We start from the raw sequence: 7,648 nt of genomic DNA on the forward strand, positions 1-7,648 counted from the left end.
GGGCAGGGTGGGAGATCAGCGACATGGACGGGCTCCGGAGAAAGAACATCGCGTCATGATCGCAGTCCCAGTGCGGCACCGCAGTGACCATCGGTCATACGGCCAGAACCGGCATGGTCATCGAAACAGGATGAAAAACGTCATCAAGTGACGCCAGTCTCCTGAATCCGGGCGCAGCGCACGGACTTTCACGCGCCCGCGCCGTGAGCATCGGCACATCGGCAGGCACCAGAGGCCGTCCAGTTCCAGCCGGGTCGGGGGGATCCGAAGACAGAGGGAGAGACGCGATGCGCAGCACCGCAACAGGAAGTACCGTCCTGGCCCTGCTCCTGGGGCTTGCAACAGCGCCGGCGCAGGCCGCCGACGTGGTCGGCGTGGCCTTCGTGCATGGCACCGGCGCGCAGACCAACGCCACCCAGGACTACTGGCAGCCGACCATCATCGACACCGTGCGCCAGGGCCTGCCCAACAGCAGCAATTACGTGGTCATCAACTGCGATTTCACCCAGTACATGTGGAAACCGGAAGCGGCCGGCTGCCTGGCCAACCAGCTGACCCGTTTCATCGACAGCCGTGGCATCACCCAGCTGGTGGTGATCACCCACTCCAACGGCGGCAACGTGGTGCGCTGGATCCTGTCCAACCCGACCTACGACAGCCGCTATCCGAAGATCATCCGCACGGTGCGCAAGGTCACCGCGCTGGCGCCGTCTTCGGCGGGCACGCCGCTGGCCGATGCGGTGCTCAACGGCAATACCTTCGAAACCTCGCTGGGCTGGCTGCTGGGCTACAAGAACGACGCGGTGCGCCAGCAGCAGGTGGCGAGCATGGCCACCTACAACGCGCAGAACCTGTACGGCACCGCAGGCCGTCCCGCCCTGCCCAAGCCGTTCCGTGCGGTGGTCGGCAGCGACGTGGAATCGGCGGTATGGGACAGCAACAGCTACTGCGGTGGCTACGCCGCCAATGTCGGCCTGGAGTTCACCCAGAACTGGCTGTCCTCCTGCTCCGATGGCTTCCTGGAGTGCAGCAGCCAGAAGGCCGCCGGCACCACCTGGTTCACCGACACGCAGCGCACCCAGGGGGCAGAGCCGCTCAGCCACAACCAGAGCCGCCGCGAGTGCTTCGGCCTCGGCACCCTGCTGCGCAACGACCTGACCCAGTGAGGGAGACGACCATGACGATTCATTCCACCCTGCTGGCCAGTGCGGTGCTGGCAGTCCTGTCCCTTTCCGCCGCGCAGGCCGCGCAGCCTCTGCAGGCGGCCCGCGTGGGCGACCAGGTGCCTGCGGCGCTGGTTGCCGCGCCATTGCCGGCCGATGACAGCGAACGTGCACCGCTGTCCTTCGCCTGGGCGTTGGACCCGGCACAACCGCTGCAGGCGGCCACGCCGTATGCCTCGGTCAGCCGCAGCTACTGGCAGCAGGTCGATGGCTCGCAGCTGCAACGCGGCCTGGACCTGCCGCTGACGGCGCCCGATGCGGTGATCCAGCTGAGCCCGGCCGCAGGTGCCCGCGCGCTGCCTGCCAACACCCTGCAGATGCGCGACCCGGCTGGCCGCAGCAGCGTGGCCCGCAGTGTCGATGCGCGCGCGCTGCAGGATGCCGGCATGCCGGTGAGTGATGGCAGCAGCATGCTGCGCACCGGCGCGACCAGTTCGGCCGGTGCGTACACGCTGCAGAGCACGCAGGCGCAGGGCCGCTATGTGGTGCAGGTGCTTGAGCCGAACAGCCCGCTGCGGCTGGAAGTGCAGGCCAACCAGGCGCAGGTGCTGGCCGGTGGCAACGTGCAGCTGCAGGCACGCCTGCTGGAAGACGGCGCCACCACCGCGCAGCTGGCCTCGCGCCGTGGCGGCCTGGGCGGTGAAGCCCTGCTGGTCGCACCGGATGGCCGCAGCTGGCCGCAGCGCCTGCTGCGCACCACCGATGGTGCCTTGCGTGCACAGGTGCGGATTCCGGCTGATGTCGGCAGCGTGCAGGGGCTGTGGGAACTGCAGGTGTTCGCCCAGGCCGATGGCGTGCTGCGCGACGGCAAGGTGGCTTTCGCGGTGGCACGGCCCACTGCTCGCTTCAGTGGCCAGGCGGCACCCGACCCGGCCAGCCGCCAGGTCGCGCTGCCGCTGCAGGTGGCCGCCGCCGGTCGCTACGAGGCGCGTGCCACGTTGTATGCCACCGGCCGCGATGGCCAGCTGAAGCCGGTGGCGCAGGCGCATGCGGCCGCGTGGTTCGATGGACCGGGGCGTGGCCAGCTGGTGCTGCCATTCGACCAGGCCGCGTTGCCGGCTGGCTTCGGCGCACCCTACGAACTGCGCGACCTGCAGCTGCAGGACCAGAGCCGGATGGCACCGATCGAGTCGCGCGCGCTGGCGTTGAAGTTCTGAGCAAGGGTGCAGCGGGCCGGGTTCCGGCCCGCTGTACCGTTTTCTGTAGAGCCGAGCCTATGCTCGGCTGCCGTTCCCCGCGGCCAGAAGCAGCCGAGCATAGGCTCGGCTCTACAGTGGCATGTCGATTATCCCGCGTACGCGGTCAGCCGGCCTTCCTGCTCGCATACCGTGATCGCGCCACCGAACACCGCCGACAGCGGTTCGTTGCGCAGCAGCTCGGCGCGGGTACCGTCAGCCAGTACGCGGCCGTCACGCAGCAGCACCACGCGTTCGATCTCGGGAATGATCTCTTCGATGTGGTGGGTCACCAGCACCAGGGTGATGCCCTGCTGGGCCAGCACGCGCATGGTCGCCACCAGCTGCTCGCGGGCGAGCAGGTCCAGCCCGGTGGAGGGTTCGTCCAGCAGCAGCGCCTGCGGCCGGTTGACCAGCGCGCGCGCGATCAGCACGCGGCGGGTTTCGCCGGCCGACAGCTCGGCGTAGGCACGTTCACTCAGGGACAGCGCGCCGGTCATCGCCAGTGTCTCGCCGACACGTGCGCGCATGTCGGCGGTCACCTCGCGGAAGGCCGGCACCACGTAGCTGGCGAAGAAGCCGGACAGCACCGCCTGTTCCACGGTCAGGCCGGGCATGTCGGCCAGGTTGCTGCTGAGGTCGCCGGTGACGATGCCCAGCTGCGAGCGCAGCCGGTCCACCTGCCAGCGGTTCTGGCCCAGCACCTTCACCGCCACCGTGCCGTCGCCCTGCGCCAGTGGATACAGTTCGCGGGTGATCAGCTTGATGAAGGTCGATTTGCCACAGCCGTTGGGGCCGAGCAGGGCGGTGTGCTGGCCCTGCGCGATGCGCAGGCTGAGCCCATGAAGCACCTTCACCTGGCCACGCACCACGGTGGCGCGGTCCAGTTCGATCAAGGGGGGCAGCTCCGCGACGGGCGGGGCGGCGGAAATGCGGCTGGCGCGTGGATCAAGGCTCGACAACTCAGGTCCCCAACTGTGAACGGTGCCACGGATGGCGATGCGATACATCGCCGCAGGGATGCAGTTTGCAACGCAAGCGCCCATCATGTCTGCCATCCCCGCGTGGATCCGGAGAGCTGCCATGCCTGATGCCCTGATGTCCCTGTTGACTGGTGGTGTTCTCGGCCTGGGGTGGTGGGCCATGCTGGCCGTGCTGCTGGTCTTCACCCAGATCACCATCTTCTCGGTGACCCTGTACCTGCACCGCAGCCAGGCCCATCGCGGGGTCGATTTCCACCCGGCGCTGGCCCACCTGTTCCGCTTCTGGCTGTGGTTGACCACCTCGATGATCACCCGGGAATGGGTGGCCATCCACCGCAAGCACCACGCCAAGGTGGAGACCGAGGACGACCCGCACAGCCCGGTTACCCGCGGCATCGGCACGGTGTTCTGGCATGGCGTGGAGCTGTATCGGGAAGCGCGTGGCATGCGCGCGGACATTGAGCAGTACGGGCGCGGCACCCCGGACGATGCGATCGAGCGCCACCTGTACACCCCGCACGCCACGCTGGGCCCGGTGCTGCTGCTGGCAATCAACAGCGTGCTGTTCGGCCTGCCCGGCGTGGCCCTGTGGGCGATCCAGATGGCATGGATCCCGTTCTGGGCGGCCGGCGTGGTCAACGGCCTGGGCCACTGGTGGGGCTACCGCAACTACGAGTCTGCCGATACCTCCACCAATCTCACGCCGTGGGGGTTCTGGATCGGTGGCGAGGAGCTGCACAACAACCACCATGCCTTCCCCAGCTCGGCGCGCTTCGCGATGCGGCGCTGGGAATTCGACATCGGCTGGAGTGCGATCCGCCTGCTGCAGGCGCTGCGACTGGCCAGGGTGCTGCGGGTGGCACCGGCCATGGACGTGCGCCCGAACATCGCCGTGCCCGATGCCGAAACGCTGAAGGCGCTGCTGTCGCATCGCTTCCAGGCGATGACCGATTACCAGCGCAACGTGTTCATGCCAGCCCTGCGCGAGGAGGCCGCGCAGGCCGGGGCCAAGCTGCGCCGGCTGCTGCCACGCCGGCTGCGCCGCGGTCTGGTCAACGATGGCCGCTGGCTGAAGCCGGACAGCCGTGCCCAGCTGAGCGCCTGGGTGGCACAGCGCCCGCGCATCCGCACCCTGGTCGAGTACCGCGCGCGGTTGGCGGCACTGCTGGAGGCGCGCGGCCACGATGCTGCCGAGCGCCTGCATCAGCTGCAGGCGTGGTGCCGCGAGGCCGAGGGAAGCGGTATCGCGGCGTTGCAGGCCTACGCCGCACGCTTGAAGGGCTACAGCCTGGTGGGCGCGTGAGGGCAGGGTACGGGCTTCTGCTGGCGGCGCTGCTGCCGGGTGCGGCGCTGGCCCAGGTCACCGACACCGCCAGCTATCTGCAGCGGATGGACAGCGATGGCGACGGCAAGGTCAGCGAGGCCGAGTACGTACAGTGGATGCTGTATGCCTTCGATCGCATGGACCGCAACGGTGATGGCGTGCTGAGCGCCGACGAGCTGCCCGGCGGCAAGGGCAGGACGATCAGCCGCGAGCAGCAGCGGCAGGTGATCGTGCAGCGCTTCCACAAGCAGGATGCCAACCGTGATGGCTTCCTCAACGCCCGTGAGCTGTCCGCGCCGCCGCGTTGAGCGGGCGTAGAATCACCCCATGCCCGAACTGCCCGAAGTCGAAACCACCCGCCGCGGCCTGGCGCCGCACCTGCAGGGCCGTCGCGTGCATGGCGTGATCCTGCGCCGCGCCGACCTGCGCTGGCCGATTCCACCGGAAGTGGCCGAGCTGATGCCGGGGCAGCGCATCGAGGACATCCGCCGGCGCGCCAAATACCTGCTGCTGGATACCGCCGTCGGCAGCGCGGTGCTGCACCTGGGCATGTCCGGCAGCCTGCGCGTGCTGCCCGGTGATACCCCGCTGCGGGCGCATGACCACGTCGACATCAGCCTGGACAACGGCCGCCTGCTGCGGTTCAACGATCCGCGCCGCTTCGGCAGCCTGCTCTGGCAGCCGGCCGGCGAGGTCCACCCGCTGCTGCAGGGGCTGGGTCCGGAGCCGCTGGACGAGGCCTTCGACGGCGACTACCTGTTCGCCCGCAGCCGGGGCCGCAGTGCGCCGGTGAAGACCTTCCTGATGGACCAGGCGGTGGTGGTGGGCGTCGGCAACATCTATGCCGCCGAGAGCCTGTTCAAGGCCGGCATCAGCCCGCTGCGCGAGGCGGGCAAGATCTCGCGCGAACGCTACCAGCGGCTGGCCGGGGCGGTGAAGGAAATCCTCGGCTATGCGATCACCCGGGGCGGCACCACGCTGCGCGATTTCATCAGCCCTGACGGCGCACCGGGCTACTTCGAGCAGGAACTGCTGGTGTACGGCCGCGACGGCCTGCCATGCCCGAACTGTGGCCGCGCGCTGAAGCACGCCACCATCGGCCAGCGCGCCAGCGTCTGGTGCAGCCACTGCCAGCGCTGAGCCGGGCGGCCAGCGGCAGCTGAACGGGCAGGAGACGTCTCCGCTGCCCGTTAACGTTTGTCTGCCTATCATGGCCGACCTTCCCTTCGTGCCTGACGCGCCTGCATGCAACGACGCGACTTCATCCGCAATGCCTCCCTCGCCCTGGCAGCATTCGGCCTGCCGTCCCTGCCCGCGTGCGCGGCCAGCAGGAGCGGCCAGATGGGCCTGCGCCGCCTCGGCCAGCCGCAGCCGTTCGACTTCGCTACCCTCAAGGGCCAGGCGCGCGCGCTGGCACAGGCGCCCTACAAGAGCCACAAGCGGGTGCTGCCGGGCCGCCTGGAAGGCCTGGACTGGGACCAGTACCAGTCGATCGGTTACCGCCAGGACCATGCGCTGTGGGCTGACCAGCCAGGCAAGTTCCAGGCCAAGTTCTTCCATCTGGGCCTGTACTTCCATTCGCCGGTGCGCATGTTCGACGTGGTCGACGGCAAGGCGCAGGAGCTGGCCTATGACGGCGCGGCATTCAACTACGGCAAGAGCGGCATCAAGGACGGCGAGCTGCCGGCCGACCTGGGGTTCGCCGGTTTCCGCTTGAACACCCGCAAGGACACCGACCGCGATTTCGCCGCCTTCCTCGGCGCCAGTTACTTCCGCGCGGTCGGCAAGGAGGGTCAGTACGGCCAGTCCGCGCGTGGCCTGGCGATCGATACCGGCATGGGCAAGCCGGAGGAATTCCCGGATTTCATCGCCTACTACCTGGAACAGCCGTCGGCCGATTCGGACACGATCGTGGTCTACGGCCTGCTGGATTCGCCCAGCGTGGCCGGTGCCTATCGCTTCGCGATCACCAACGGTGACGTGCTGCTGATGGACATCGACAGCGCGCTGTACCCGCGCAAGGCGATCGAGCGGTTGGGCATCGCGCCGTGCACCAGCATGTACCAGGTGGGCGAGAACGACCGCCGCATGGGCTGGGACTGGCGCCCGGAGATCCACGATACCGATGGCCTGTCGCTGTGGACCGGTGCCGGCGAATGGATCTGGCGCCCGCTGCTGAACCCGCGCAACCTGCGCTTCAACATGTTCGTGGACCGCAACCCGCGCGGTTTCGGCCTGCTGCAGCGCGACCGCAACTTCGACCACTACCAGGACGACGGCGTGTTCTACGAGAAGCGCCCGTGCCTGTGGGTGGAGCCGAAGGGCGAGTGGGGCGAAGGCTCGGTGCAGCTGGTGGAGATTCCCACCGTGGACGAGACCTTCGACAACATCGTGGCGTTCTGGAATCCCAAAGAAAAGCCGCAGCCGGGCCAGGAGCTGCTGGTCGGTTACCGCCTGTACTGGGGCGCCGAGCCGCCGGCACGGCCGCCGATGGCGCACTGCGTGGCCAGCCGCACCGGCCTGGGCGGTGTGGTCGGCAAGAAGCGCGAGTACTTCAGCTGGCGCTTCGCGGTGGACTTCGAAGGTGGCGAACTGGCCAGGCTGATCGACAAGGGTGAGGTCGAGGCGGTGGTGGAAGCCAGCCGGGGCCGGGTCGAGATCGTGTCGGCGCGGCCGCTGCGCGAGATCAACGGCTACCGCGCGATGTTCGACCTGGTGCCGCCGGAAGGCAGTACCGAGCAGATCGACATCCGCCTGTTCCTGCGCAGTGGTGGCAAGACCCTCACCGAGACCTGGCTGTACCAGTACACCCCGCCGCCGGCCGGAGCGCCGGAGCGCACGCTGTACTAAGAGGGGGGGCAGGGCTTGCAGCCCTGCACCTGCTGACGTCAACGTCAACGTCAAAAGCGGGCATTCCGTGGGATGGCGCGGTGGGTCCGGTTG

At 68.5% G+C, this 7,648-nt stretch carries 7 protein-coding genes; 6 read left to right on the plus strand and 1 reads right to left on the minus strand.

What is annotated here, in order from left to right; genetic code table 11:
* The first annotated feature begins 287 nt into the window (after positions 1–287).
* Together O0J15_RS19695 and O0J15_RS19700 are read left to right on the plus strand one after the other, a co-directional pair.
* Positions 288–1,166 (plus strand): hypothetical protein, encoded by an 879-nt coding sequence (locus O0J15_RS19695; RefSeq protein ID WP_058983200.1) that lies wholly within the window; start codon positions 288–290, stop codon positions 1,164–1,166.
* Positions 1,167–1,177: 11 nt separating this feature from the next.
* On the plus strand, positions 1,178–2,380 hold the full coding sequence (locus O0J15_RS19700) for a DUF4785 domain-containing protein (protein ID WP_308306152.1): 1,203 nt from the start codon (positions 1,178–1,180) through the stop codon (positions 2,378–2,380).
* Positions 2,381–2,508: 128 nt separating this feature from the next.
* Here the strand turns inward: O0J15_RS19700 and O0J15_RS19705 are convergent, their stop codons facing one another.
* Positions 2,509–3,294: an ATP-binding cassette domain-containing protein gene (locus tag O0J15_RS19705; RefSeq protein WP_308306153.1), complete on the minus strand. Its 786-nt coding sequence runs from the start codon at positions 3,292–3,294 to the stop codon at positions 2,509–2,511.
* Between the two features lie 187 nt (positions 3,295–3,481).
* On the opposite strand from O0J15_RS19705, the gene O0J15_RS19710 reads away from it, so the two are divergent.
* From O0J15_RS19710 to O0J15_RS19725, 4 genes are all read left to right on the plus strand, one after another.
* Positions 3,482–4,684, plus strand: a complete 1,203-nt coding sequence (locus tag O0J15_RS19710) for an acyl-CoA desaturase (protein WP_171953204.1) — start codon at positions 3,482–3,484, stop codon at positions 4,682–4,684.
* Complete coding sequence (locus O0J15_RS19715) at positions 4,681–5,013, plus strand: hypothetical protein (protein ID WP_171953205.1); 333 nt, start codon at positions 4,681–4,683, stop codon at positions 5,011–5,013. Before O0J15_RS19710 ends, O0J15_RS19715 begins: the two co-directional genes overlap by 4 nt.
* 19 nt (positions 5,014–5,032) lie before the next feature.
* Positions 5,033–5,845 carry a bifunctional DNA-formamidopyrimidine glycosylase/DNA-(apurinic or apyrimidinic site) lyase gene (gene mutM, locus O0J15_RS19720; RefSeq protein WP_164145493.1) on the plus strand — a complete coding sequence of 271 codons (813 nt, stop codon included), beginning with the start codon at positions 5,033–5,035 and terminating at the stop codon, positions 5,843–5,845.
* Between the two features lie 105 nt (positions 5,846–5,950).
* Positions 5,951–7,555: a glucan biosynthesis protein gene (locus O0J15_RS19725; RefSeq protein WP_019658845.1), complete on the plus strand. Its 1,605-nt coding sequence runs from the start codon at positions 5,951–5,953 to the stop codon at positions 7,553–7,555.
* Positions 7,556–7,648 lie beyond the last annotated feature (93 nt).

Origin of the sequence: Stenotrophomonas sp. Sm10, assembly GCF_030985515.1 — a bacterium.
GTDB classification, from domain to species: Bacteria; Pseudomonadota; Gammaproteobacteria; order Xanthomonadales; family Xanthomonadaceae; genus Stenotrophomonas; species Stenotrophomonas hibiscicola.